Origin of the sequence: Pseudomonas sp. 8 R 14, assembly GCF_900005955.1 — a bacterium.
In the GTDB taxonomy this organism is placed as follows: Bacteria; Pseudomonadota; Gammaproteobacteria; order Pseudomonadales; family Pseudomonadaceae; genus Aquipseudomonas; species Aquipseudomonas marginalis.
Genome location: NZ_CVTH01000058.1, coordinates 24,662 through 48,367, shown reverse-complemented (window position 1 = coordinate 48,367; position 23,706 = coordinate 24,662). Strand labels below are relative to the sequence as shown.

The 23,706-nt window shown below is 63.1% G+C and carries 24 protein-coding genes; 11 read left to right on the top strand and 13 right to left on the bottom strand.

Annotation, left to right across the window (positions count from 1 at the left end; translation table 11 throughout):
* Window positions 1–85: 85 nt before the first annotated feature.
* Window positions 86–379, bottom strand: coding sequence for a hypothetical protein (locus BFQ01_RS12735; RefSeq protein WP_027607987.1), 294 nt, complete (start codon window positions 377–379; stop codon window positions 86–88).
* Window positions 380–469: 90 nt separating this feature from the next.
* Here BFQ01_RS12735 and pbpC point away from each other — a divergent pair, with 90 nt between their 5' ends.
* The 6 genes from pbpC (at window position 470) to BFQ01_RS12705 (ending at window position 7,210) form a co-directional block, all read left to right on the top strand.
* Window positions 470–2,800, top strand: a complete 2,331-nt coding sequence (gene pbpC / locus BFQ01_RS12730) for a peptidoglycan glycosyltransferase PbpC (protein ID WP_083244880.1) — start codon at window positions 470–472, stop codon at window positions 2,798–2,800.
* Between the two features lie 95 nt (window positions 2,801–2,895).
* Window positions 2,896–3,204, top strand: a complete 309-nt coding sequence (locus BFQ01_RS12725; protein WP_058423592.1) for a MazG-like family protein — start codon at window positions 2,896–2,898, stop codon at window positions 3,202–3,204.
* Complete coding sequence (locus tag BFQ01_RS12720) at window positions 3,197–3,946, top strand: methyltransferase domain-containing protein (RefSeq protein ID WP_065925552.1); 750 nt, start codon at window positions 3,197–3,199, stop codon at window positions 3,944–3,946. Before BFQ01_RS12725 ends, BFQ01_RS12720 begins: the two co-directional genes overlap by 8 nt.
* A gap of 24 nt (window positions 3,947–3,970) precedes the next feature.
* Window positions 3,971–4,573 (top strand): DUF4136 domain-containing protein, encoded by a 603-nt coding sequence (locus tag BFQ01_RS12715; RefSeq protein ID WP_065925551.1) that lies wholly within the window; start codon window positions 3,971–3,973, stop codon window positions 4,571–4,573.
* Window positions 4,574–4,617: 44 nt separating this feature from the next.
* Window positions 4,618–5,175: a DUF4136 domain-containing protein gene (locus BFQ01_RS12710; protein ID WP_065925550.1), complete on the top strand. Its 558-nt coding sequence runs from the start codon at window positions 4,618–4,620 to the stop codon at window positions 5,173–5,175.
* Between the two features lie 85 nt (window positions 5,176–5,260).
* Entirely contained in the window at window positions 5,261–7,210 is a 1,950-nt protein-coding gene (locus tag BFQ01_RS12705) for a pilus assembly protein TadG-related protein (protein WP_065925549.1), read from the top strand.
* Here BFQ01_RS12705 and BFQ01_RS12700 read toward each other — a convergent pair.
* Both BFQ01_RS12700 and BFQ01_RS12695 read right to left on the bottom strand, forming a co-directional pair.
* A complete protein-coding gene (locus tag BFQ01_RS12700) occupies window positions 7,195–9,933 on the bottom strand; it encodes a PAS domain-containing sensor histidine kinase (protein ID WP_065925548.1) in 2,739 nt (912 codons plus the stop codon). The genes BFQ01_RS12705 and BFQ01_RS12700 overlap by 16 nt on opposite strands.
* A complete protein-coding gene (locus BFQ01_RS12695) occupies window positions 9,930–10,373 on the bottom strand; it encodes a TadE/TadG family type IV pilus assembly protein (protein ID WP_065925547.1) in 444 nt (147 codons plus the stop codon). The genes BFQ01_RS12700 and BFQ01_RS12695 overlap by 4 nt, the downstream gene beginning before the upstream one ends.
* A 72-nt stretch (window positions 10,374–10,445) precedes the next feature.
* On the opposite strand from BFQ01_RS12695, the gene BFQ01_RS12690 reads away from it, so the two are divergent.
* Both BFQ01_RS12690 and BFQ01_RS12685 read left to right on the top strand, forming a co-directional pair.
* The gene (locus BFQ01_RS12690) at window positions 10,446–10,895 is read left to right on the top strand and encodes a prepilin peptidase (protein ID WP_065925546.1); all 450 of its coding nucleotides are present in this window, start codon (window positions 10,446–10,448) and stop codon (window positions 10,893–10,895) included.
* Between the two features lie 126 nt (window positions 10,896–11,021).
* Complete coding sequence (locus BFQ01_RS12685) at window positions 11,022–11,801, top strand: response regulator transcription factor (protein WP_065925545.1); 780 nt, start codon at window positions 11,022–11,024, stop codon at window positions 11,799–11,801.
* 10 nt (window positions 11,802–11,811) lie between these two features.
* Here BFQ01_RS12685 and BFQ01_RS12680 read toward each other — a convergent pair whose 3' ends face one another.
* Genes BFQ01_RS12680 through cpaB form a run of 8 tightly spaced genes read right to left on the bottom strand, consistent with a single transcriptional unit; the run spans window position 11,812 to window position 19,210 of the window.
* A complete protein-coding gene (locus tag BFQ01_RS12680; protein WP_027607976.1) occupies window positions 11,812–12,072 on the bottom strand; it encodes a DUF3613 domain-containing protein in 261 nt (86 codons plus the stop codon).
* A gap of 10 nt (window positions 12,073–12,082) precedes the next feature.
* Complete coding sequence (locus BFQ01_RS12675; RefSeq protein ID WP_027607975.1) at window positions 12,083–12,793, bottom strand: tetratricopeptide repeat protein; 711 nt, start codon at window positions 12,791–12,793, stop codon at window positions 12,083–12,085.
* Between the two features lie 11 nt (window positions 12,794–12,804).
* Window positions 12,805–13,692 carry a type II secretion system F family protein gene (locus BFQ01_RS12670; RefSeq protein WP_065925544.1) on the bottom strand — a complete coding sequence of 296 codons (888 nt, stop codon included), beginning with the start codon at window positions 13,690–13,692 and terminating at the stop codon, window positions 12,805–12,807.
* A gap of 1 nt (window position 13,693) precedes the next feature.
* Entirely contained in the window at window positions 13,694–14,575 is an 882-nt protein-coding gene (locus tag BFQ01_RS12665; RefSeq protein WP_065925543.1) for a type II secretion system F family protein, read from the bottom strand.
* 10 nt (window positions 14,576–14,585) lie between these two features.
* On the bottom strand, window positions 14,586–15,854 hold the full coding sequence (locus tag BFQ01_RS12660; protein ID WP_065925542.1) for a CpaF family protein: 1,269 nt from the start codon (window positions 15,852–15,854) through the stop codon (window positions 14,586–14,588).
* On the bottom strand, window positions 15,851–17,044 hold the full coding sequence (locus BFQ01_RS12655; protein ID WP_065925541.1) for a pilus assembly protein: 1,194 nt from the start codon (window positions 17,042–17,044) through the stop codon (window positions 15,851–15,853). Before BFQ01_RS12655 ends, BFQ01_RS12660 begins: the two co-directional genes overlap by 4 nt.
* Window positions 17,041–18,258 carry a type II and III secretion system protein family protein gene (locus BFQ01_RS12650; RefSeq protein ID WP_065925540.1) on the bottom strand — a complete coding sequence of 406 codons (1,218 nt, stop codon included), beginning with the start codon at window positions 18,256–18,258 and terminating at the stop codon, window positions 17,041–17,043. Before BFQ01_RS12650 ends, BFQ01_RS12655 begins: the two co-directional genes overlap by 4 nt.
* 19 nt (window positions 18,259–18,277) lie before the next feature.
* Entirely contained in the window at window positions 18,278–19,210 is a 933-nt protein-coding gene (gene cpaB, locus BFQ01_RS12645; RefSeq protein WP_065925539.1) for a Flp pilus assembly protein CpaB, read from the bottom strand.
* 319 nt (window positions 19,211–19,529) lie between these two features.
* Here cpaB and BFQ01_RS12640 point away from each other — a divergent pair, with 319 nt between their 5' ends.
* Complete coding sequence (locus tag BFQ01_RS12640) at window positions 19,530–19,727, top strand: Flp family type IVb pilin (RefSeq protein ID WP_027607968.1); 198 nt, start codon at window positions 19,530–19,532, stop codon at window positions 19,725–19,727.
* A 53-nt stretch (window positions 19,728–19,780) separates the two neighbouring features.
* The gene (locus tag BFQ01_RS12635) at window positions 19,781–20,185 is read left to right on the top strand and encodes a response regulator (RefSeq protein ID WP_027607967.1); all 405 of its coding nucleotides are present in this window, start codon (window positions 19,781–19,783) and stop codon (window positions 20,183–20,185) included.
* An 8-nt stretch (window positions 20,186–20,193) separates the two neighbouring features.
* Here BFQ01_RS12635 and BFQ01_RS12630 read toward each other — a convergent pair whose 3' ends face one another.
* The gene (locus BFQ01_RS12630; protein ID WP_065925538.1) at window positions 20,194–21,876 is read right to left on the bottom strand and encodes a ShlB/FhaC/HecB family hemolysin secretion/activation protein; all 1,683 of its coding nucleotides are present in this window, start codon (window positions 21,874–21,876) and stop codon (window positions 20,194–20,196) included.
* 185 nt (window positions 21,877–22,061) lie between these two features.
* Window positions 22,062–23,531: a collagen-like triple helix repeat-containing protein gene (locus BFQ01_RS12625; protein WP_065925537.1), complete on the bottom strand. Its 1,470-nt coding sequence runs from the start codon at window positions 23,529–23,531 to the stop codon at window positions 22,062–22,064.
* Here BFQ01_RS12625 and BFQ01_RS32560 point away from each other — a divergent pair.
* The gene (locus tag BFQ01_RS32560; RefSeq protein ID WP_155954386.1) at window positions 23,530–23,703 is read left to right on the top strand and encodes a hypothetical protein; all 174 of its coding nucleotides are present in this window, start codon (window positions 23,530–23,532) and stop codon (window positions 23,701–23,703) included. The two genes, BFQ01_RS12625 and BFQ01_RS32560, sit on opposite strands and share 2 nt — an antisense overlap.
* Window positions 23,704–23,706: the final 3 nt, after the last annotated feature.

Here is a 23,706-nt window from a genome sequence, read left to right as displayed (position 1 = left end):
CACCGCGTTTATTCCGGATGTCAGCGTTATCGTTGACGTCCTTCGCGAGCAAGCTCGCTCCTACAGTGGCTGGGTGTTTTTGGGTTCAGTGGACGACCCAACTGAGCAGCCACAGGCCAAGTATCAGCCAGATCACCCCGAAGATGATCGAAGCGCGCATGAAGGCGCGTACGGCTGAGTACAGAAACAGCAGGCCGACGATCAGGGTGAGGATGCTGATGATCGAGGTGTCCATGCCCAATGTGCGTGACAGGCCTTCGACAAAGTTGCCGCCGGCGTGGGTCAAGGCTCCGAACAATCCGCTGAGCCCGTCGACGATAAAGCGGATGACGGAACCGAGCGCCTGGCCCAACCATTCGAAAAAGCTTTCTACCTGCATATGTGTGTCCTGATAAGAAGGTGGGCGTATCTGTGCCTTTGGTTGTTATTGCAACAGGCTAGTTCCCTACAAGCATAGAGGTTTGCCCGCTTGAATTTGCGTTTACTTGTCCGCTGGACCCTGGCGAGCCTGGTCTTGATGATTGCCCTGCTGTGGCTGGCCGATCGTATCTGGCCGTTGCCGTTGCCCAGGGACGACCTGGCGCGGGTAGTGCTGGCCGAGGATGGCACGCCGTTGTGGCGGTTTGCCGATGCCAACGGTGTGTGGCGTTACCCGGTGCAAACCAGCGAAGTGTCGCCGTATTACCTCGATGCACTGCTCACCTACGAAGACCGCTGGTTCTATCAGCATCCCGGTGTTAACCCGTTGGCGCTGGTGCGGGCGACGTGGCAGAACCTGACGGGCGCGCGGGTGGTGTCGGGTGGCAGTACGTTGTCGATGCAGGTGGCGCGCCTGCTGGATCCTCACTCGCGGACCTTCCACGGCAAGTTGCGCCAACTGTGGCGCACGGCGCAGTTGGAGTGGCACCTGTCCAAGGAACAGATTCTCAACCTGTACCTGAACCGCGCACCGTTCGGCGGCACGTTGCAGGGCGTGGCGGCCGCCAGCTGGGCGTACCTGGGCAAGTCCCCGGCGCAACTGACCCACGCCGAAGCCGCTTTGCTCGCGGTATTGCCCCAGGCGCCGAGCCGCCTGCGCCCGGATCGCCACCCGCAGCGCGCCCAGGAGGCCCGCGACAAAGTACTGCGCCGCCTCGCCGAGTTCCAGGTGTGGCCACAAGCGGCCGTCGACGAAGCGCTGGAGGAGCCGTTGCTGCTCGCCCCGCGCCTGGAGCCGAGCCTGGCGCCGCTGCTTGCCCGCCGCCTTAACCGTCCGGACAGCCCGCCGCTGATTCGCACCACGCTGGATGCCACCCTGCAACGCCGTCTTGAAGACCTGTTGCTGGGCTGGCGTGCGCGGTTGCCGGAATACACCTCGGCCGCGATCCTGGTGGTGGAAGAAGAAAACATGGCCGTGCGCGCTTACCTGGGGTCAGTGGACATCAACGACGCGAAGCGCTTTGGCCACGTGGACATGATCAGCGCGCTGCGTTCGCCGGGCTCTACCTTGAAGCCGTTCCTGTATGGCATGGCCCTGGACGAGGGCCTGATTCACTCCGAATCGCTGTTGCAGGACGTGCCCCGGCGTTATGGCGATTATCGGCCGGGCAACTTTTCCATGGGCTTTACCGGCGCAGTGCCGGCGAGCACGGCGCTGTCCAGTTCGCTGAACCTGCCGGCGGTGCAGTTGCTGGAAGCCTACGGGCCCAAGCGGTTTGCCGCGCAGATGCGCATCGGCGGCGTGCCATTGGCCCTGCCGGCGTTGGCCGAGCCCAACCTGGCGCTGATCCTCGGCGGCGCGGGCAGCCGCCTGGAGGATCTGGTCAGCGGCTACAGCGCCTTTGCCCGCGACGGCAGGAGCGCCACCCTTCGATTACAGCCGGACGATACGCTGAGAGAGCGGCCCTTGCTGTCGCCAGGGTCCGCCTGGATTATTCGGCGCATCCTCAGTGGCCAGGCGCGGCCTGATCGCGACCCGCGTGCCGAGCTGGTGCAGCGCCCGGTCCTGGCCTGGAAAACCGGGACCAGCTACGGTTTTCGCGATGCCTGGGCGATTGGCGTGGGGCCGCGCTATTTGATCGGTGTGTGGATCGGTCGCCCGGACGGCACGCCGGTGCCGGGGCAGTTCGGTTTGGCCTCGGCGGCGCCGCTGATGTTGCAGGTGCATGACGTGCTGACCAATCGCGACAGCCAGCGCGGCATCAGCGCGCAGGTGGTGGCGGTGCCGACCAATGTCGGCGTGGCGGCGATCTGTTGGCCGCTGGGCCAGCCCATGAACCGCAGCGATCCGAATTGCCGCCGCCAGCGCTTTGCCTGGACCCTGGACAACACCACGCCGCCGACCTTGCAGGCGCTGGATCAGCCGTTGAGCGTCGGCTTGATGGAAAGCGTCTGGGTCAACGCCAAGGGCTTGAGGGTGGATGCCCATTGCCCTGGCGCTGTGTCTAAAAATATCGCCTTGTGGCCCGCACCCCTGGAGCCATGGTTGCCCAGAATCGAGCGCCGTGAAGCGCGGATTCCCGCCGCCGACCCCGACTGCCCACCACCGGCGCTGGCGGCGTCTTCGCCGCTGTCGATTGTCGGCGTGCGCGAAGGCGACCAACTGCGCCTGCCCGCCGCCAGTCAGCAAACCCTGCGCCTCAAGCTTTCCGCCCTGGGCGGCAGCGGCCGGCGCTGGTGGTTCCTCAACGGCGCCCCCCTGGGCGACAGCGCCAACCAGGACAGCATCAATGCCAGTTTCGAGCGCTTGGGCCGCTACCAACTCAGCGTCCTCGACGAAGCCGGCCAGACCGCCCGGCTCGAATTCAGCGTGGTGGATTAGGGCCTCATCAGGGGCAAGTCGAATCGTCGCACCGCCGCTATTCACTTGCCTTCACTCTCCATCCCCCTGAAGCTATACCCATTCAGGAGCCCCCCATGAACCTCGAACACCTCACCGAACGTCTGCACCGCATCCGCGATACCAACGACTGGAAGCCATTCCACAGCCCGAAGAACCTGGCCATGGCCGCCAGCGTGGAAATGGCCGAACTGGTGGAAATCTTCCAGTGGCTCACCGAAGACCAGTCCCGCCAGTTACCCGCCGACAAACTTGCCCACGCCGGCCAGGAAGTGGGCGATATCGTGCTGTACCTGCTGTTGCTGTGCAGCGAGCTGGGCCTGGACATGAACGAGGTGGTGCGCGCCAAACTGGCCGACAGCGAGCGGCGGTTTGCCCATGAGTGACCGGCATTTCGACCAATTGGCCACGCGCTTCGCCGAGAAAATCTACGGTGGCGCAAAAGGCGCGATTCGCCTGGCTGTGCTCCAGGCCGACCTGGCTGAGGCCCTGCCGGAGCGTCCGTTGCGCGTGCTGGATATTGGCGCGGGCCTGGGGCATATGTCGCTGTGGCTGGCCGAGCGCGGCCATCAGGTGACCCTGGCCGAACCCGCCGAGCCGATGCTCGAAGGCGCGCGCCAGCGCTTCGCCGAAGCCGGACAGAGCGCCACCTTCATTCATGCGCCCTGGCAAGATCTGCTCGGCCAGCTCACCGAGCCCTACGACCTGGTGCTGTGCCATGCCGTGCTGGAATGGCTGGCCGAACCCCACGGTATCCTGCCGATGCTGCACCAGCTGACGCTGCCCGGTGGCTGGTTGTCGCTGGCTTTCTACAACCGCGATGCACTGATTTATCGCAACCTGCTCAAAGGCCATTTCCGCAAGATGCGCAAGAACGACATGGCCGGCGAAAAGCAGAGCCTGACCCCACAACAGCCCCTCGACCCGCGGGAATTGGCGGCGCAACTCGAAGGGCTTTGGCAGGTCGAAAGCCAAAGTGGCGTGCGGGTATTCCACGACTATATGCCGGTGGAATTCCAGGCCCGCGCCGACTTGAAGGACCTTGTAGAGATGGAGCTCGCTCACCGTCGTCACCCAAGCTTTGCCGGACTTGGGCGTTATTTGCACTGGATCTGCCGTCCGGTATAAGCGGCCCAGTCTGCGGAGGTCGAAATGCGTCGTCTCTGTTTGATCCTGTTATCCCTCGGGCTGGGCGCCTGCTCCAGCCCTAACCCTTATGTGGCGGCTTCTGCGCCCATGCCACCGGCGCCCGCGCAGGCGGCCACTACCTTCGACGCCAGCGCTTACCCGGCACCGGTGCGCGACTATGGCGCCTACCGCAATTGGGCCTGGCGCAACGGCCAGCTCCCGGCCGGCACGGCCTGGGCGGACTCGGCGCAGGTCGCCGAAGCGGTCAGCGGTGCCCTCGACCAGCGCGGCCTGCGGCCCTTGCACGACAACCGCCCGGCGGACCTGCTGGTGAGCGCCGATCTGCGCCTGGAGAAGCGTCTCAAGCAGGTCCGGGACGATTACGGCTACGGATACGGCGGCTATAACCGCTACGGCCCGGGCTACGGCATGTACAACTCGGTGCCGATTGTGCGCACCTATGAGGTTCAAGTGGTGGTGGTGCGCGTCAACCTGTTCGACGCCCGCAGCGGTCAGCCGGTGTGGAGTGCCAGTGCGGAAACCGGCAGCCAGGGCAGCCTCAGCGAGCGTGCGGATGCGTTGCGCCAGGCCGTGCAGAAGGCGATGACCGCCTATCCTCCGAGTTAACAGCTATTCTCATCTAAAGCCCGGTCCCTTGTTGGAGATCAACCATGTTTCGTCGTATCGCTACGCTAGCTTTTGTTGTGCTGCTGGGCGGTTGCCAGACCAGCCAGGTCAACCACGATTTTGATGCCAGCCGCGACTTCGGCGCCTACCGCAACTGGGCCTGGAAAGACCCGGCGCTGCAATACCGCCCCGATGATCCGCGGATCAAGAGCGACCTCACCGAACAACGCATCCGCCAGGCCGTGGGTGAACAGCTTGACCAGCGCGGCCTGCGCCCGGCAGCCGCAGGCACCCGGGCTGACCTGAACGTGCAGGCCTACCTGATCGTCGAAGACCGCCAGCAACAAGTCACCACCAACTATGGCGGCGCCTGGGGTGGCCCGTGGAACGGCTATTGGGGCGCGCCGATGTACAACGAAACACGCAACATCACCTACAAGGTGGCGACCATCCAGATCGACCTGCTCGACGGCAAGGACGGCAAGCTGGTGTGGCGCGGCAGTGATGAACAGATGATGAGCAGCACGCCCAACCCCCAGGATCGTAATAACGCGATTCGCACGACGGTGACCCGCATCCTCTCCAGCTACCCACCGCACTGACCGTTTGCAGCGACCGGCCGGCGCACCTGCCAAGCCTTGTCTACACTCCACGGCAACACGGAGAGTAAGCGCTAAGGAGTGCCTGATGTCTCCCCGACTCGGTTGCAGGCAGCGTGGTGCGATTGGCTTGATGGCAGCGGGCACCCTGGCGTTAGCGCTGGTGTTCCTGCTGCTGGCGGTGGACAGCGGCCGCCTCTACCTGGAAAAGCGCAAGCTGCAGTCCATTGCCGACACCGCCGCCCTGGAGGCCGCCGGGCGTGGTGGCCTGTGCAGCCCGACCACCAGCGCCAACGACTATGCCGTGCAGAACGCTGCGCGCAATGGCTTCACCGTGGTTGCCGGCGACAGCAGTCGTGGCCTGGCCGTGACCTGCGGCACATTGACGACCAATGCCGGCAACATCCGCGTATTCAGCGCCGACGCCAGCAAAAACGAGGCCATTCGGGTAGTGGCGACGCGCAGCGTAGTAACCAGCGTCGCCACCGGTATCTGGAATATGTTCAGCGGTACGCCGGCGTCCACCCAGATGACCCTGGGTGCCACCGCCGTGGCCGCGTACGCGCCGCCAGTGGCGCAACTGACGATTCGCAGCAACCTGGCGACGGTGGATTCGGCGAAGTCCCCGCTATTGAACATGGTCATTGGCAACCTGTTGGGCGGCAGCCTGTCGCTGACGGCGGCGGGCTGGAATGGCTTGCTGGCGACGAACGTCAACCTGCTCGGCTACCTGGATCAGTTGGCGATTGAGCTGAACGTGACGGCGGGTGACTACGATGCGCTGCTCAACGCCGCCGTATCCGCCAACCAGTTGATCGATGCCGCGGTAAAGGTGCTGCAAAAAAACGGCGCGGTGGCGACGGCGGTCATCAACGATGTGATTTCATTGAAAGCCATCGCGCCCAATACCCAGCTGCTGAAAGTCGCAGACCTGCTGAAGGTTGCCAGCGGAACACCGGCCGCGGCGTTGAATACCAATGTGCAGTTGTTTCAATTGCTGGAGGCCGTTGCGCAGCTGTCCAATAGCAAGAGTGCGGTGAGTGCGGCCGCTCAGGTGAATATTCCCCTGGTGGGCAATGTCTCGATCCAGACCAAAGTCATCGAGCCGCCGCAATTGTCGGCGATCGGTAATCCGGCGAAGGCCAAGGCGGGGCTTCTGAATAACCCGCAGACGGATCAGATTGTTGTCCGAACCGCGCAAGTGCGCACATTGGTTACGGTGGATGCGCCGATCATCAAGCTGGTGTCGGGGGTTTCATCAATCCTGACCGGGTTGGCGACACCGGTGTCGAAGGTGGTCGGCGGCCTGTTGAACCTGAACATCCCGGCAGTGGTGGGCGGCGTGTTGTGCCTGGTGGCGTGTAACGTCACCGACGTGGATATCACGCAATCACTGTCCATCTACATCGAAGCGGCCAGTGCGCAGAGCCAAGTGACGGACTACAGCTGTGCCACGCCGGCCACAAAGTCGCTAACGGTGCAGGCCACCACCGCCATGGCTACCTTGGGCGTGGGCTATGTCGACCCTGCCACCGCGTTTTCGTTATCGGCGCCAGTCACCGTGCAGCCGGTCAGGCTGATCGATTTTGGCCAGCGCTACTGCATTGTGCTGTCGCTGATATGCGGCACGCGTACAGCGGGTGTAGGCGGTGGTTTGAATGTGAAGGCGTTGTCTACCGTGGCAGCGCAGACCAGCTCGTTGCTGTTTTTACCGGTCGCCGATATGAATGCCGCGCCGACCTACAAAAGTCCAACCGGCACCGCCAATATCGTCAATAGCCTGGGAGCAACCCTGAGCGGCCTGCAGGTTACCTACGTACCGCCCAGCGGCAGCACACCCGGTCCGGCGAACGGCACTGTTACGACGGCCCTGGCTACCATCACCAGCGCGGTGGTCACCCTTGTCCAGGACGTCCTGTCACCGCTGCTCGACCCCATTGTCAACACGCTGCTCCCGGCCCTGGGCATCAACCTGGGCAACGCCGAAGTCGGCGCCAACCTGACGTGTCAGATGGGCCGCGCCTACCTGGTGATCTGAACCACCGGCAGTTCCACACAAAACCGTGCGCCTTCCTCGCCATTGATCACGCTCAAGCGCCCACCCATGTTTTCCACGATCCCGTAGCTTACCGACAGCCCCAGGCCGGTCCCCACCCCAATCGGCTTGGTGGTAAAAAACGGCTCGAAAATCCTCTCCAATAATCGTGGGTCGATGCCGCCACCGTTGTCCTCGACCCAGATGCGCACATGCCGGCTGTCGTGCTCGCAGTGCAGTGCAATCCAGGGGCGCAATTGCGCGGCTGTTTCGCGCTGGCTCAATAGCGCATCGCGGGCGTTGACCATCAGGTTGATCAACACCTGCTCAAGCTGGTCGACATGACCTTTGACCTGCACCCTGAAGTCTGCAGGTGTGATGCGCAGGTCCACGCCTTTGCCGCGCAGGCCCTCACTCAGCAGCGATATGGTCCCTTCCACGGCTTGCGCTGGGTCGAACGGTTGCTGTTCGATTTCCGAACGGCGGCCAAACACGCGCATATGGTCCACCACCCTCGCCGCGCGTTGCACTTGGGTGTCGATGCGCTTGAGTTTTTCGGTGAGGTAGTCGATCTGCGCGTCGCCGTTGGCCAGGCGCTTGAGCACATTGACGATCGCCATGCGCATCACGTTCAGCGGCTGGTTGATCTCATGGGCCAGGCCCGTGGCCATTTCGCCGAGGGTCGCCATCTTGGCGCTCTGGGTCAGTTGCTGCTGGGAGCGACGCACTTCGGTGTTGTCGCGGCCCACGGCCTGCACCTCCACCAGTTGACTTTGTTCATCAAACACACCACGGTCGGACCATACCCACCAGGCATGTTCGCGCCCGGGCAGCTGCAGGCTGATTTCGGCGGTGCTCACCGGAAACTCGGGGGTCAGTCGGCGGATGCGTTGGATAAATGCCTGGCGCTGTTCATCCGACAGCCACGCGTCCAATTGCCGCCCCGGCAGTTGCGCGGGCAAGCACTCCAGGTAGTTGGCCAGCGGCGTGTTGCCAAACGTCAGGGTCAGGTCCGGGCGATAACGGCAGATCATTGCCGGCGAGTCTTCCACCAGGATGCGGTAGCGCTCTTCGCTCTGCCTGACCTGTTCGGCGGCCAGGGTCGCGTCGGTCACATCGAGCCATAGCCCCACGGCCTCCACCGGCAGGCCCAAGTCATCGCGCAGCAGCTTGGCCTCGTCGAGCAGCCAATGGTAGTCGCCGCGGGTGTCGCGCACCCGGTAGCGGCTGCGTACATTCCCTTCGCGTAGTAATTGACGGGTGCGTTGGAAGTACAACTCACGGTCTTCGGGATGGATCAACGAGGCCAGGCCGTCATGGCTGCAATCGGCCAGGCTCCAGCCCAGCAGCGGCAACAGGCTGTCGCTGAAAAACGCCGGGTGCAGCGCGCCGCCGACATAGCGCTGCACGTAGATCACCGCCGGTGAACTGGCGATCAGGTTATCCAGGCGTGCATGGGCGGCGGCGGCTTGCAGTTGCTGGTTCTTGATGTCGCTGATGTTGAGCATGAAACCGACCCAGCGCCGGTTGTCGCCCACGCCCAGTACCTGGCCCTGCACGCGATACCAGATGGGCGTGTGGTCCGCGTCACTGCCTGGCAGGCGCACGCTGGTCAGCAGGGGTTTGTCCAGTGCCTGCAGGTCTTGCAGGTGGCTGAGCAGTTCCTGGCGATCAGCGGGGTGGATCAGCTCCAGCCAGAGGGCCAGTGCCTGGCGCGTGGCGCCGTGTTCCTGGCCCAGGCTATGCAGCAACTGGGGGGCGAGCTGGATCTCCTGGGTGGCGGGCAGCAGTTCCCACCAGCCGGTGCCGAGCAGTTCTTGCAGGGCCTCCATGCGCTCCAGTTGCTGATGGCTGCGTTGTTCGCGCAGGCGGTTCAGCAGCGGGGCGGCGAGTGCGGCGGTGAGGTCCAGCCAGTCACGTTCGCGGGTGTGCGGTTCGCCGCCGTAGAAACCGCAGAGCAACCAGGCTGCCACGCCCTGGCTGTCACGGTAGGGCACCAGCAAACCGTCGATATCGCCGAAAATGCTCTGCAGGCGGGGGTTGTCAATGCGCCCGTGGGCCAGGCTCAGGAGCGCGTTGCCGTTGACACTGTCCAGGCTGGCCCCCAGATGTTGGCCGGTTTGCCACAAGCCCGGGGCGTCGTGAGCGGTGTATTGGCTGTAGATCCGCCAACCCTGGTTGGCTTCATCGAGCAATGCCAGGGCCACACAGGGGATACGCCAGCGTTGGGCCAGGCTGCGCAGTTGCTCGTTGAACGTCTCGGGCAGGCGACTCAGGCTGCACACTCGCAACTGTTCGCTCATCCTGCAGGCGAGTTGGTGGTTCTGCTCGCGCTGTTCAGCCAGGTGGCGGCCGGCGAGCAAGTCGCCGATGTCCAGCAGGTGCAGCACCCAGCGGTCGCCCTCCGGCTCGACCCAGCCACGGGTGGGCAGGACCTGGCCGGCAGAGCCCTGGAAGTCCAGGTCCAGGGTATGGCGTTGCCAGTCGGCAGGGCTGCCTTCGATACTCAAGGCGCTGCTGGCGCACAGCAACTCCCGCAGCAGCGGCCGTGCTTCACCCGCGACGGGCATGGCGAGTTGCGAACGCAGTGTGCCGCTGATGTCCACCACATGACCTTGATGATCCAATAACACGCGCAGCCCTGCCGCAGGGACAGTGGGCGCCTCGAAGGCCTGGGTGCCGACACGGCCCCGCAGGCGCTCGAAGAAATTATTCCCCGCAGTCAAAACTGAAGACTCGAGCTGGCCGAAAGGTTGGTCGGCAGGTTCGGTACAGTGCCAATGCCTGGCACCACCAGCGCCGGGAATACGGAGTAGAGGTTGGAGGAGGGGTATTTGATCGTGACAGTCAGCGTGGTGCCGGTGTAGGTGGCGCTGATGAAGGACGGCTGGAACTGGAAGTTGGCGGGGATCCAGCTCAATTGCGCCGCTACCGCATCTTTCGCCCGCTGGGTGACAAGGGTAGGGTAGGCCGATCCTGCCGCTACCGGGTCTACCGCCATGGCCTGGCGCACGGCCTCGGCCGCCGCCTGGTTGAACGACTGCATCAACAGCAGCGGCAGGCTGAAGCTGATCAAGCCATAGAACACCGCAAAAAAGATCCCGAAGACCAAGGCGAACTCGATCGCCGCAGCCCCTTTTTGCTTTGCCGGCAGGCCTGTTTTCATGACTGCGTCTACCCTGACGTCTACGACTCGATATCAGCATAGAATCATTCAGCGAAAAGGAACGTTTTTTACGTGATTCATGGCGTAGTGATAGTGATCTGGCTGGGAGTCTGTGCGGTGCAGGATATTCGCCGGCGACAGATCGCCAATGGCTTGACCCTGGGCGTGGCGTTGCTGGCGCTGTTATACCTGTTGTGCACAGGTGCCACCTGGCTGGGCGCGCCGGCGAGCGCCGGTCTCTTGGCGTTTGCCCTGGCGCTGCTGTTGACCCTGCCGGGCTATGCGCTGGACCGCTTCGGTGCGGGCGACGTGAAGCTGCTCGCGGCGCTGGGCCTGGCCACCACGGTGGATCATGTGTTGTGGTCGCTGATCGGTGCCGCCATCACCCTGGTCGGCTGGTTGGTCGTTCGTCAACAGCTCGGTCCGCGCGCTGCTGATCCGGTGCAAGGCCCGCCTGCCAAGCAGCCTTTCGCCGCGTTTTTATTCGCGGGTTTTGTGCTGTATGGGGTATGGACCCTTTAGTCGCACAATGCCTCTATTGCTATGTACAGAGTCGGAAAGTAGGTCTACGTTTATGGAACGGATGTATAGGATTCTTCGTCCAAACGGATAGGTCAGTCTTTTGGCTTGCCAGGCATGGAGTCGCGTGTGAACAAGCTGAAATCGGCTGTAAAAGTGCTGGTGGTCGACGACCAACCGATTATCGTTGAGGAGCTTTGCGAGTTCCTCGAAAGCAGTGGCTACCACTGCGTCCCGTGCGAATCCAGCCGCCAGGCCTTGCAGCGTTTCAGCGAGGACGCCGAGGTCGGCCTGGTGCTGTGTGACCTGCACATGCCGGACATGGATGGGATCGAGCTGGTGCAGTCGATGCAGAAGATCGCCGGCAAGCAGCGTGCGTTCGAGGCCATCATGCTCACCGGGCGTGCTGACAAACAGGACGTGATCAAGGCCCTGCGCGCGGGCATTTCGGATTACTACCAGAAGCCGATCAACCTCGATGAGTTGCTCGAGGGCCTGCAGCGCCAGGAAGCGGCGCTGGAAGAGCGGCAAAAGGAGCTGCAACTGGGGCACTTGAACCAGAAACTGCAGTACCTTTCCGAATCCATCAATGACTTGTACCAGGACCTCGACAAGGTACGGCGCGGCCCGCTGCAGGAGGCTGACGGCGAGGGGCGGCAAGACGCCGGAGCGGCGCAGGTTCCATCCATCTTCAACCAGCTGTCACCCCGTCAGATGGAGGTGGCGTGGCTGGTAGGCAAGGGCCAGACCAATTACCAGATCGCCTGCGAATTGGGCATCACCGAAAACACCGTCAAACTGTATGTGTCCCAGGTGTTGCGCCTGACCCATATGCACAACCGCACCCAGTTGGCGCTGGCGTTGTCGCCAAGCCACTCGCCGATGCGCCAGCAGGTGAGTGCGCACTGACGCACGGGGTTCACTGGCTCTTGCCGCCCGCCTCCGACTTGGTTTCAAAGAACTCCGGAATCGGGTGCTTGTGACTGTCCAGCCAACGCTGCAATGCCTGCTCCTTTTCTGCCGGGGTGGTGCTCTGCGGTGTCGGCGAGGCTGCCCGCCCATCGACCTGCAACGCCATCCAGTTTTCCGTTTCGGCCTGCTGCGGGGACGAAGGCCCCGGTGGAATAGCCGAGGCGCTCAATGGCAGCAGCGCCAGACACACAACGTAATGGGCTTTCATCATCGACTCCTTACTTGATACTCACCGGCAGGGCATCGGCGGCCGTCGCGACGTTGCGCGCGGTCCTGGCTGAGTGCTTGAGCCGGGCCGCGCGGGCCTGTGCCTCGGTGACCTGGCCGGGGTTCAAGCCCAGCTGGCTGACCACTCTGGCCGCTTGCCCCCAGTCATCCTGATAAATCAGCAAGGTCACCAGGTTGACCGCAGCCAGCGTGTCGCCCTGTTTGAGCTCGATAGCCGTCATGAACTCAAAGCGCGCGTCTTCCAGGCGCAATTGGTTGAGGTACACCACGCCCAGGTCATTGCGGATTTTTTCATCGGTGGGCGCCAGGCGCGCGGCCCTTTGCAGGTGAGCCATCGCCTGTGGGTGGTCGCCCTTGGCCGCTGCCAGTTGCCCCAGCCCATGTTCGCCTTCGGCGGTCATGCAAGTACCCAGCAGGCTGCGATACAAGGGTTCGGCCTCACTGCGGCCCAGCAAGCGAAAGTTACGGGCCTGGCGCTGGCGCACCTGAGGCAAGCTGTCGGGCAGGTTCTGCAGGTTGGCCAGGCTGGCGTGCAGCTTGCCCTCGTTGGCCAGGTCATCGGACAGGTTCAGCGTCAGTTCCTGCTCCGCACTGGGTTTGGCGCAACTGCCCGGCGAGGTCAGAGCGGCCCATGGGGTGTGGCCGTCGGTGGCGCATCCGCCGAGCATCAGCAGGGTCAGGCCGGCAATCAGTGGTTTCATCAAGGTGGTCCTCAGAATTGGCTCAAGGCGCGGGCGATGCCGATAAAGGCGGGGCCGCCGAGCACGATCAGCAAGGCGGGAAACAGGAACACCATCATCACCACCGACATTTTGGCCGACATTTTCGAGATGTATTCCTGCATGCGGGTCAGGCGCCGGTCGTCGAGCAATTGCTTGAGCGTCAGCAGGGATTTCATCGCGCCACCCCCCTGCTGGATCAATTGCTGGAGGATGATGCAGGTGTCGGTGAACTCATCCACCTCCAATATGCGCGCGGTCTTGCCCAGTTCTTCGCTCAGTTCCAGGCCGGAGTCGACTCGCGCCAGGATCAGGCGCAATTCGTGGGTCAGGTCTGGAAGCAAGCGCTGGGCTTCGTTGGCCATCACGCGCAAGGATTGTTCAATCGCCATGCCCGACTCGAACAGGATGCGCAGCAGCGGAATGAAGGTTGAGATTTCCTTGGCGATGCGCTGCTGGCGGAATTTGGCGGCAGCGGCGAGCACGCGTTTTGGCAACAGGTAGCCGATGCCCAGGGCGACCGCCGGGGCAATCCAGGCGGGACTGGCGTGAGGGAAAAGTAGTTGCTGGCCGAGCAGGGTCAGGCCCATCGCCGCGACAGGCACGCCGATCTGGAAGGCGGCAAACAGCGAGCGCTGGCTGGCCTTGCGCCAACCGACCCGGTTGAGCAGGACCTGGGTCTCGTTATCCAGGCTGACTGAGCGCTGGGCCAGCGTGCTTGCGCCCAGTTGGCGCATGAACGTGCCAAGTTTGTCATCGCTGGCGCTGCGCCCTTGCAAGCGCTCAACGACCCGGCGATCACGACGGCGATTTTCGAGCCATTGCCCGCCCGCCAGTACCATGGCGGCGAGCGCCAGCAACAGGCTGACCATCAGGGCCATCTCACACACTCCTCAGCATGCGCCACATGGCAAAGGTGCCCGCCAGGTCCATCGCCAGTGCGCCGAACAGCAGGGAGCGCCCCGTGTCGTCGTTCCACATGGTCATCAAGTAGCCAGGGTTGACCAGGATGAAGTAGCCCACGATCAGGATCGGCAAACCGCCCAGCACGTAGGCCGTCATGCGGGTCTCGCCCGTCATCGCCTTGAGTTGCCGGGCGCCCTGGTCCCGCTCGCGGATCATCTTGATCAGGTTTTCCAGCAGTTCGCTGGCGTTGCCGCCGTAGCGGTGGTTGACCTTCAGGCCAAGGGCGAACAGGCGGAACTCGTCCTGTTCGTAGAATTCAGCGAAGTCGCTGGCCGAATCCGGCAGGCTCACCCCCAGGCGCACGTTGCGCTGCATGCGGCCCATGGCGTGCTTGAGCGGGTTTTCCACGCTCTCGATACCGCCCAATACCGCGTCGGCCAGGGTGCGGCCGGATTTGAGGCTGCGTACGCTATGGTCCAACAACTGCGGTAGTTGCTCGACCATACGTTGCACCCGCTGCTGGTAACGCCAGGCGATATAGGCACGCAATGCCAGGGGCGGGCCCAGGGCCATCAACACCAGGCCCAGCCCGTCGGCGACCAAGTAGCCCAGCAGGGCGCCGACCACCCACGCGCTCAGCCACAGGCCGAGGCGTTCCTTGGGTTTGCCCAGCCCGGCGCGCAGAAACATGCGCTCAAGGCCGGTCCAGGTGCCGGGCTGCTCCTGTGCCTCGGGTTGGCCGTCGCCGAGGCGCTCCAGCACGCGACTGGTCCGGGCCTTGCGCAGGCCATGCTGAAACAGCCAGAACGACAGACCGATCAGCAATAGGCAAACCAGCAGCAATACAGGTCCGGTCATCAGGCGCTCCCTACAGCGGCATGGCTGTGGCGCGGCGCAACTTATCGCCGGCCGGGTTGATGGCTTCGCGCAGGAAACCGACGCCGGTGCGCCGGTCCAGCCGGAACAGGGTATTGGTGACATACACGTCATCGCGCACACCGACCACTTCCACCACCTCGCTCACGCAACGACGGCCATCGGGCATGCGCGTCAGCTGGATCACCACATCCAGCGCGGCGCAGATCATCTGGCGCAGGGTTTTTTCCGCGATCACGCGGCCGGTCAGGCCCACCAGGGTTTCCAGGCGCAGCAACGCATCCTGGGCATTGTTGGCGTGCACGGTGCTCATGGAACCGTCGTGGCCGGTGTTCATGGCCGTCATTACGTCGAGCACTTCCACGCCACGGATTTCCCCCAGGATGATACGGTCCGGGCGCATCCGCAGGGCGTTGCGAATCAGGTCGCTGGACCTGACCTCACCGTGGCCCTCGGCATTGGGCGGACGGGTTTCCAGGCGCACCACATGGGGATGCCCCAGTTGCAATTCGGCAACGTCTTCGATGGTCACCAGACGCTCGTGGGGATTGATCAACTGGCTGAGGATATTGAGCAACGTGGTCTTGCCGGTGCCGGTGCCGCCGCTGATGAGGATATTGCAGCGCCTGCCGACGGCTTCCTGGAAAAACTCGAAGATGCTCTGGTCGATGGTCTGCATGGCAACCAGGTCGCTGCTCTTGAGCATGTCCTTGCGGAACTTGCGGATTGACAGGCATGGCCCATCCAGGGCAATCGGCGGGATGATCGCGTTGACCCGGCTACCGTCAGGCAGGCGTGCATCGACCATCGGCGAGGATTCGTCCAGGCGCCGGCCCAACGGCGCGAGGATGCGTTGCATCACGCGCTCCACGTGGTGGTCGTCGATAAAACGCAGGTCACTCTGATGCAGCAGGCCCTCACGTTCGATAAACACCCGGTGCGGCCCATTGACCAGGATTTCGGTGACCGATGGGTCGCGCAGCAGCACCTCCAGCGGGCCGAAACCGGTAAGTTCATCGACGATCTCTTCGGCCAGGCGTTCCATCTCATAGCGCGAGATCGCCAGGCGCATGCGCGTGATGTACTCGGACACCTTGTCGACGACAAATTGCGCCAGGGATTGGCGCGTGTCTTCAAGCAGGTTCTTACCCGACTCCTCGATAGCGTCGATGATGTAGCGATGCAACACCAGCTTCAAGCCATCGTGATCCGTGTTGCCGCCGCTGCGGGCCGGGCCGCCGAAGAGTTTCTCGCCGTTCATCGCACTGTCCCCAGGATGCGTTCGAACCAACGCATTGATGGTTTTTCCAAGCCCTCGGAGCGTTTCGCCAGGCGTTCGCCCAAGGTGCGCACGGCCAGGCTCAACGCTTCACGTGGGGCCAGGGCAAACAGGGTCTGGCCCTGGTTCTTTACGTTCAGGCGCAGTTCGGCGCTCAGCGGCAGCACGGCGATGCACTCAAGGCCGTAGCTTTTTTCCAGGGTGTCGGTGTCTGGTACGCAGGACTTGATATAACGGTCGACCACCAGCCTGGCGTGGTCGAGTTTCATGCCTTTGTCGCGCCAGCGGTTGAGCACCGCGAGGTTGCGGCGACAGTCCAGTACGTTCTGGTCGGTGCACCACAGCAGTTTGTCGCAGTGGCCGACAAAGGTGCGCAGTGCGTCGCTATCCGGTTGACCGGTAAGGTTCACGACGATGTGCTGGAAGTGCTGGCGCAATGCACTGAGCAGCATGTACAGCTCGGCGGCGCTGGTCAGTTTCAGCGGTTCGTCGCCGGTGGCATACGCCAGGATGCGCAGGCCATCCACGGTTGTGGTAAAGGCGCTGTTGATCAGCGTGGTATCGAGGCGGCGCAAATGCCGCAACGCGTCACCGAAGTTGAAAGTGCTCTCCAGCCCCAGCAGCGCCAGGCTGTCGCTGCGTGGCAGGCCCAGATCCAGCAGCAGGGTCTGCTGGCCGCTTTTTTGCACCACCAGGGCCAGGTGGGTCGCCAGCATCGCGCCGTCGGCGTTGCTTTGGGTGCCAAACAGAACGGTCAGGCCGCCCAAGTGTGCACTGGGGGTGATGGTCGGCAGGCGCTTGCTCAAGCGGCGCACCAGGCCGGCCACTTCGCTGGAGCGTGAGCCGTAGGCGACGAAATCCCGGGCGCCCGCCCGCATGGCGTTGAGTACCAACTGGTTGTCCATGCCGTCGCCCAGGGCGACCACGGCGAGCATCGGCTTGGCCTCCAGGGCGCCTTCGATCAGCGCACTCTGGGCCACCAGGTTTTCACGGTCCAGGCCGATGAAGACCAGGTTGGCAAAGGTCACGTCGACCAGCGCCAGCAGCTCGTCCAGGCTGCCGGTGCCAGCGCTCACGACTTGGCCAAGGGGCGCCAGGGCACCCTGCAGCCACTCCAGGTCGATGGTGTTGCGAGTGATGGCGAGGAACGTCTGGCTCAAGCTATCGCTCATTGGGAAAGTCCACTGCGGCGGTCGAAATTACCGTTTTCGAGGAAAAACAGGCGGTACCAGTTGGGGTCATAGTTGCGCAGTTTTTCGCCGGGCAAGGAAGGCAACTGAGCGTTGGCCGCCAGCGGTTGCACCAGGTGCGGCGTGACGATCATCAGCAGCTCCTTTTCTTCGCGGCGGATATTGGTGTCGCGGAAAAACGCACCCAGGACCGGGATATCCCCCAACCCCGGAAACTTGCTGATGCTGGAGCGGTTGTTGGTGCTGATCAGGCCGCTGATCACAAAGCTTTCGCCATCGGCCAGGGACACGCTGGTGTCGGTGCGGCGTACGGTCAGGGCCGGCACCTGGATGCCCTGGATCTGTACGGCGTTGCTGTAGTCCAGCTCGCTGACCTCCGGCGCTACCTTGAGGGTGATGCGGTTGCGATCAATCACCGTCGGCGTGAGGGTCAGGCGAATGCCGAATTCCTTGTATTCGATGGAGATGGTGTCACTGCCGGCGCTGGGTACGGGTATAGGTACTTCACCGCCGGCCAGGAAGGTCGCGCTCTGGCCGCTCAGCGCTACCAGGCTGGGACGCGCCAGGGTGTAGGCAAAACCGCTGCTCTCGAGGGCGTTGATCATCGCTTTGACACGACCGCCGCCAAAGCCGACATTGAAAGACTCGGCACTCACCGGCAGTTTGAACACGCCTTCTGCCGGGGAGAGAAGGTTGGGGCTACCGAGGAAAAAATTGTTGCCCAGCCCCAGGAACTGGGTGCTGGCTTCCTTGAGCTTGGTGCGGCTGACTTCTACAAAGCGTATATCCGTCTGCACCTGGCTGGGCAGCAATGGGTCTTCGGAGGGTGGCCGCGACAAACTGGTCAGTGCCGACGTGGCCTTGCCCTTGACGAACACCATGCTCTGGCGCGGCGCCTTGGTACAGGCAGTCCACACCATCAGGCTGGTAGCGCCGCTGGCGACGCCGGTCAGCAGGAAATGACGGTCACCATTGACGCGCACATCCGCGATCTTCGGGTCGCCAATCGCCAGGCGGGTGATTGGCACCGGCGATTGCAGCTCCTGTTGCAAGCCTTCGCCCACCTCGACCACGGCAGGCAACTGGCCCAGGGCGCTGCAATTGCCGGGTGCCGCCAGGGTCATGGCGGCTGGCAGGCCTGTCAGCATCAAGGCCCAGGCAATTGGCGTGAACATGAGGGCGTAGCGATGGCTCATTCAAGGCATCCTTGCTCAATCACGGGGTTTGTTCAGTGGCCTGCGCGCCGCGAATCACCTCGACGCCCCGGCGTACAGCGGGTGCGCCGCTGATTTGCGCGACGCTTTTGGGCGGTCCCACAAGGGCAAGCTGGGTGAATTGGTAGAGGTCACGATTGGCATTGGCCAGTTTGTCCGAAGCGTCGTTTTCCCCGGCCCAGTACTGGCTGAGCAGTTGCTCCTCGGCACTGCGCACGGCCAGGCGCAAGGTACCGGCTTGCGACGCCAGCATCAGGCGGCTCAATAGAGGCTCCGGCACGGCCAACACCACGGTGCGTGCAGCAGCGCGACGCTGGGCAGCCTGGGCGCGCTCCTCGGGCGTGGCGGCGGGCGGCACGGCCGGCAAGCCATCGTTGGCCAGGCCCAATTGGTCACCGACGCTGAGCAGGCGCAGGGCTGGAAGGACGATTTGTGCCGACTGCTCCGCGTTGCCAGCATCCTGGCGCAGGAACAGCAGCACATCCACATAGTCGCCGGGGCTCAGTTGGCCTGCCGCGCCGATCACCTCGTCGACGGCCACGGCCAATGCGCGCTCATCGGGATGAATCATGCGGGCAAGCGGGCCGCCGGCGCTGAAGCTTTCTTCGCTGAGCCAGGTACCTGCTCCCAGTGCGCGCAGTGGTTGGCGGCCGATGGCCTGGTCCAGCCGCGTCAGGCTGCCGGCCGGCACCGTGCGGAGTTTTTCCACGACCAGGTCGGCAGCGGTAAGTGCAACGAAGGCAGGGACGTCATGCGCCAGTACGACCACTGGTTGGCGGGTCTGGTCTTCGACGACAGCAGTGGGCTTTTCGGCAGAAATGACAGGTGTTGCGACGGGCTCCGGTTGGCGGCTCAACACCAGCCCCCAGTACCCTGCAATCAATGCCCCGATTAGCAGCACAGCGGCCAGGGCCATGCTGATGCGACTGTTCATGACGGCTCTCCCTTTCCCGTTGCACTACCTGTTCGTCAATCCAAACGAACTAATTCGCAACCTGGCTGTGATGAACATCTAACGATTTGGCTATTTGAAGGTAGCTCAGCCAGGACGAAACGCCATTTGTCACGGATAAAATTTTATTTGAACGCTATTTGCAGCCGGGTAGTCAGGCATGGGCCGACGACTAATACTTTGTGATTAATGAGTTCTTACAGTTGTGAGGCTGAGGTTTGTTGGCAATGCTCTAATTGCACGTCGCAAACATCGTGCTAGAGCCGTACTGGCTTTTAGTGGCGTATTAGGGAGAAGTCGTATGTTCCTTGACCTGATGTTGAAGTTATATGTTCAAACACAACTGTTCTTCAAACGCAAAGAGGCTGCTTCAGGTATTGAATACGCCATTATCGTGGCGCTGGTGGCCCTTGTCATTGTGGGTGCCGGAACCGGCCTGGGCACCAAGATAAGTGGAATTTTCACGTCGATCGCTACCAAGCTGCCAACGGCGACCTGACTGCCAAGTTGCAGCAGCTATTCTTCAATTACCCCATTCTTCCAGGTACGGCCATGAGCACATCTTCTTTGTCTCGCCAACAAATACTATTGGTGGACGACGAAGAGGATGCTCTGGTTGAGCTGGCCGAATCCCTCGAACACGAGGGCTTTGTCTGTTTTACCGCCACCTCCGTGACCTTCGCCTTGCAAGAATTGACACTGCATCCGGATATCGCCCTGGTCATTACCGACCTGCGCATGCCTGAGGAAAGCGGCATTTCCTTGATCAAGCGCCTGCGCGAACACACCTCGCGCTCGCACCTGCCGGTGATCGTGATGTCCGGCCATGCCGAGATGGATGACGTCAGCGACATGCTGCGCCTGCAGGTGCTGGACCTGTTCCGCAAGCCGATCTATCTGGTGCGCCTGATCGATACGCTCAACAACCTGTTTCCTCTCTCTCACTCCAGGTATTAAGCGCTCATTCACAGCTGATAAGTGAAGCTCAGCGTATACCGCGGCCGCCGGTCGAAGTTATCCCGCGCCACATCTGCCATCGGCTTGGCCGCTTCCACGGAAATGTTGTAGTACCTGGCGTCGCCAAAACGCAGGCCCAGGGCCGCCGATGACATATCGCTGCCCTTGACCGGCAGGTCGTTGAACCAGGCCCTGGCGCGGTCGAACACCATATAGGGCTGCAGGATGCGCACCCACTCGCTGGTACGGTTGTAGCTGTAGTTGATCTCATACGCCACGCCCCAGCCTTTGTCGCCGGAGCCCTGGTCATCGGGGTAGCCACGGCCGAAATTCTGCCCGCCGAAGGTGGCGCGCTCGCTGTCGGGCAGGTCGTCGTGGCTCCAGTAGAGTGCGCCGGAGAGCACACCTTGCCAGTTATCGAAGAGCCTGTTGCTCTGCACGCCGGAGAGGCGCAGACGGAAGAAGTCGAGGTCCGGCTTGAGCCCGCCGAAGTCTGTGCGGGTCTTGGCGCCCATGCCGTTGATGCCTTGGTACACACCGGCGCTGAGGATGCGCAACTGGGTCGTGTCGGCCTTGCGCCAATCGCCTTCGAACGCCAGTGCGCGCAGGTCTGTTTGCAGCGCCAGGCGTTGCGGGAAACCTTCGAGCTTGTAGCGCGTAGTCTGGTCGACGGCATAGTAGCGGGCGCCGAGGTTCAATGACTCGTTGGGCGACGCGATCAGCGGGTGGCTGAAGCCGATGGCGTAGCGGTCGATTTCCTGGTGTGGCTTGAGCTCCAGGCCTTCGCCCAGTTGCAGGCTGGTGCGTGGATCGGCGCGGTAGCGTTCACCCGACAGCGTGAGCTGGGTGCCCTCGGCATTGATGAATTGGCTGTAGGCTGCGCGGTAGTAATGTTCTTTGTCGTCGCCGGGCGGGAACAGGCCGCTGAGGCTCAGTTGTTCGCCCATGGAGGTCCAGGAGTTGCCGGTGCCGGTGAGCAGCGCCTGCGTGCCGCCTCGGCTGGCCTCGTTGAGGCTCATGCTGGTGGTGAAGGGTTTGCGGCTGGCGGTGATGTGCATCGGCGTGCCGCCGTCGGTGGTGGCGGGCGGCGGTACCTGGGCCTGCAAGGTTACGCCCGGGATGGCGCTCATCAGTGTCGTGTAACGCTCGAACGTCTTACGGGTGAGTGGACGTTCGGCCTTGAGTTTTTCGGCGAGTTTGTCGACGTATGACGAAACCGGGCCGATGTCGCCTTGCAACTGGTAATCGCGGATATAGCCTTCGACCAGCACCACATGCACCAGGCCGCCGTCGAAGCGCTGTTCCGGCAGGAAGGCGTAGGACAGCAGGTAGCCATCTTCCTGGTAGCGGCGGGTGATGCTGCGGGTGGCTTCGATCAATTGCGCCAGGTTGGTTTCATGGCCGATCAGCGGTTCGAATGCCTGGGCGACGTCCTTGAGCGGGTAGACCGTGCCGCCGTCGATCTGCAGCTTTCGAATGGTCACCTTGGTGTCCATCAGCAACGGCTGCTCCGCGCTGGCAGCAGGGGCGGGCAGTCGGGTCTGCGGGGGCGCCGGTCGATACGCGTCGGCGGGCAGGTTAGGCACGGGCAGGTTGCGGACGGTGTCGTTGCTATTCAGGAAACTGGGCAGGGGGTCGGCGTGGACGGAAGCACTGAGGGTGAGCAGTAACAACGGTGTCAAAGCGCGCATAGGACACTCCATGGTCAGAACTGCTGCAGCGTTTTGCAGGTTCCCGTCGGGCTCGGGGAGCGCGGTCTGGGTGTTTTCAGGGGTCGATCATTGACCCATGAAAAAAAGACGAGAGACTTAGCTGGTCTCTCGTCTCAACCAAGCGTAGGCGCTGCAGGTGAGGCCGTCTAATCGGCCAGGTGCAATCATTTCCTGCCGGTCAGGCCACCCAGCAGCCCGCCCAGGGCACCGCCATTCGTACTGGTGCTGGCACCCGCGGAGGTCGTCACGGCCAGGCCGCCGCCGAGCAAACCACCACCGGTGTTGGGGCCGCCGCTGACCAATCCTCCGACCGAGGCCACGGTGCCACCCACTGCGTTGACGGTACCCCCCAAGGCGTTGATGACCGGGTTGGCGTTGGTGCTGGTGATTTGGCTGCCCAGCCTGCTGACGGCGCCGCCGGCGTTGGTGGCCAGGCCGTTGATTGGAGTGCCCAGGCCGGTGGCATTGCCGACGTTTTGAGTGAGGCGGGTGACGCCACTGGTGACGGGGTTCAACGCGCCGCCGACCTGGCTGGTCAACGTGGCAATGGGGGTGCCTGCGGCGGTGTTGGGGACGCCACTGCCGCCCAGAAGGGTGCCCAGGGATGCCACGGTAGTGCCCGCCTTCACACCGGTGACGCCGGTGGCGCTGACCAGACCGTTGCTACTGCCGGCATTGAGGCCGCTGCCGGCGCCCGCTATCACGCCGCCGATGAGTTCCGCCAGGCCCGGTCTGCGGTTGCTGCCGCCACTGTTACCCGTGGCGTCGACATAGCCGCTGGCCTTGCCGACCACGGTACCCACGCCATTGAGCACGCCGCCCACGGCGCCGGTCGCCGGGTTGCCGCTGCCACCGGTGTCGGCGACTTGATTGCCCAGGCTATCGACGGTATCGCCGAGCTTTTGCAGCAGGCCGCCCACGGGGCTGTCCAGGCCGGTCGTGCTGCCGACTTTAGCGGTGGTGCTTTCCACCAGCGACACCACCGGGACCAATACCTTTGCGCCAAGCGTATGGGTGGCCGAGCCCAGCGGGCCGGTGGTACTGGCGGTGCTGAGGGTGTCGCCGAGCATGGTCACGGCATTGCCGAGCTTGCCGACGACGTTGCCTGCCACCGGTGCCGCGCTGCTGACCACCGGCACGTGCCCCAGCAAGGTGGCGACGTTCTGGCCGGTGGCGGTCACGCCTGCACCGAGGTCGGAGACACCGTCGGCCACACCCGCGACGGTGTTGCCCAGTGCATTGCTGTCGGTACCCAGTGAACCGAGGCCATCCGACAGGCCTTCGCCGATGCTGCTGACGGCGTTGCCGGTAGCACGCACCAGGCTGCGCGTAGTTGCACCCACGATAGGCAGGCTGCCAAGGGTAGTGCCCAGGCTGCTGACGGTGCCGCCGAGGTCGGTCACGGTATCGCCGAGGGTGTCGGCCACGCTGGCCGTTACCAGGGTGCTGGTTGTGCCGGTACCGCCACCGTCTGTACCGCCACCACCGCTGCCGCCACCGCCAGCAGCAGTATCCGAGGAAGTAGAGCCCCCACTGTGATGTCCGCCGCCACCGCTGCTGCAACCGCCGAGTGTGAGTGCGATTGCCAGTGCCAGCGTGGTACTTGCTTTCCAGAACATGACTTGAGTCTTCATGATTGAGTTCCTTGCACCTGTACAACCTGAGTTGTCTCAAACGCTGGCTATTTCTGCGGATAGCGATGCGTTTGTCCGTGTGGCTATAACAGGCCCGGGCGCTCTTTCTCTCAATGCTCAACTTGGTATTAATGATTTATATACGGCTGGGTTGTACCGTTTAAGCGACTAATGC

Coding starts and splice junctions, on each gene's coding strand:
- BFQ01_RS12670 (WP_065925544.1), bottom strand. CDS start 13,692: ATGGCCCTGATGGTCAGCCTGTTGCTGGCGCTCGCCGCCATGGTACTG.
- BFQ01_RS12675 (WP_027607975.1), bottom strand. CDS start 12,793: ATGAAACCACTGATTGCCGGCCTGACCCTGCTGATGCTCGGCGGATGC.
- BFQ01_RS12630 (WP_065925538.1), bottom strand. CDS start 21,876: ATGCGCGCTTTGACACCGTTGTTACTGCTCACCCTCAGTGCTTCCGTC.
- BFQ01_RS12715 (WP_065925551.1), top strand. CDS start 3,971: ATGCGTCGTCTCTGTTTGATCCTGTTATCCCTCGGGCTGGGCGCCTGC.
- BFQ01_RS12665 (WP_065925543.1), bottom strand. CDS start 14,575: ATGACCGGACCTGTATTGCTGCTGGTTTGCCTATTGCTGATCGGTCTG.
- BFQ01_RS12695 (WP_065925547.1), bottom strand. CDS start 10,373: ATGAAAACAGGCCTGCCGGCAAAGCAAAAAGGGGCTGCGGCGATCGAG.
- BFQ01_RS12720 (WP_065925552.1), top strand. CDS start 3,197: ATGAGTGACCGGCATTTCGACCAATTGGCCACGCGCTTCGCCGAGAAA.
- BFQ01_RS32560 (WP_155954386.1), top strand. CDS start 23,530: ATGATTGAGTTCCTTGCACCTGTACAACCTGAGTTGTCTCAAACGCTG.
- BFQ01_RS12655 (WP_065925541.1), bottom strand. CDS start 17,044: ATGAGCGATAGCTTGAGCCAGACGTTCCTCGCCATCACTCGCAACACC.
- BFQ01_RS12650 (WP_065925540.1), bottom strand. CDS start 18,258: ATGAGCCATCGCTACGCCCTCATGTTCACGCCAATTGCCTGGGCCTTG.
- BFQ01_RS12660 (WP_065925542.1), bottom strand. CDS start 15,854: ATGAACGGCGAGAAACTCTTCGGCGGCCCGGCCCGCAGCGGCGGCAAC.
- cpaB (WP_065925539.1), bottom strand. CDS start 19,210: ATGAACAGTCGCATCAGCATGGCCCTGGCCGCTGTGCTGCTAATCGGG.
- BFQ01_RS12625 (WP_065925537.1), bottom strand. CDS start 23,531: ATGAAGACTCAAGTCATGTTCTGGAAAGCAAGTACCACGCTGGCACTG.
- BFQ01_RS12735 (WP_027607987.1), bottom strand. CDS start 379: ATGCAGGTAGAAAGCTTTTTCGAATGGTTGGGCCAGGCGCTCGGTTCC.
- BFQ01_RS12680 (WP_027607976.1), bottom strand. CDS start 12,072: ATGAAAGCCCATTACGTTGTGTGTCTGGCGCTGCTGCCATTGAGCGCC.
- BFQ01_RS12705 (WP_065925549.1), top strand. CDS start 5,261: ATGTCTCCCCGACTCGGTTGCAGGCAGCGTGGTGCGATTGGCTTGATG.
- BFQ01_RS12710 (WP_065925550.1), top strand. CDS start 4,618: ATGTTTCGTCGTATCGCTACGCTAGCTTTTGTTGTGCTGCTGGGCGGT.
- BFQ01_RS12725 (WP_058423592.1), top strand. CDS start 2,896: ATGAACCTCGAACACCTCACCGAACGTCTGCACCGCATCCGCGATACC.
- BFQ01_RS12635 (WP_027607967.1), top strand. CDS start 19,781: ATGAGCACATCTTCTTTGTCTCGCCAACAAATACTATTGGTGGACGAC.
- BFQ01_RS12640 (WP_027607968.1), top strand. CDS start 19,530: ATGTTCCTTGACCTGATGTTGAAGTTATATGTTCAAACACAACTGTTC.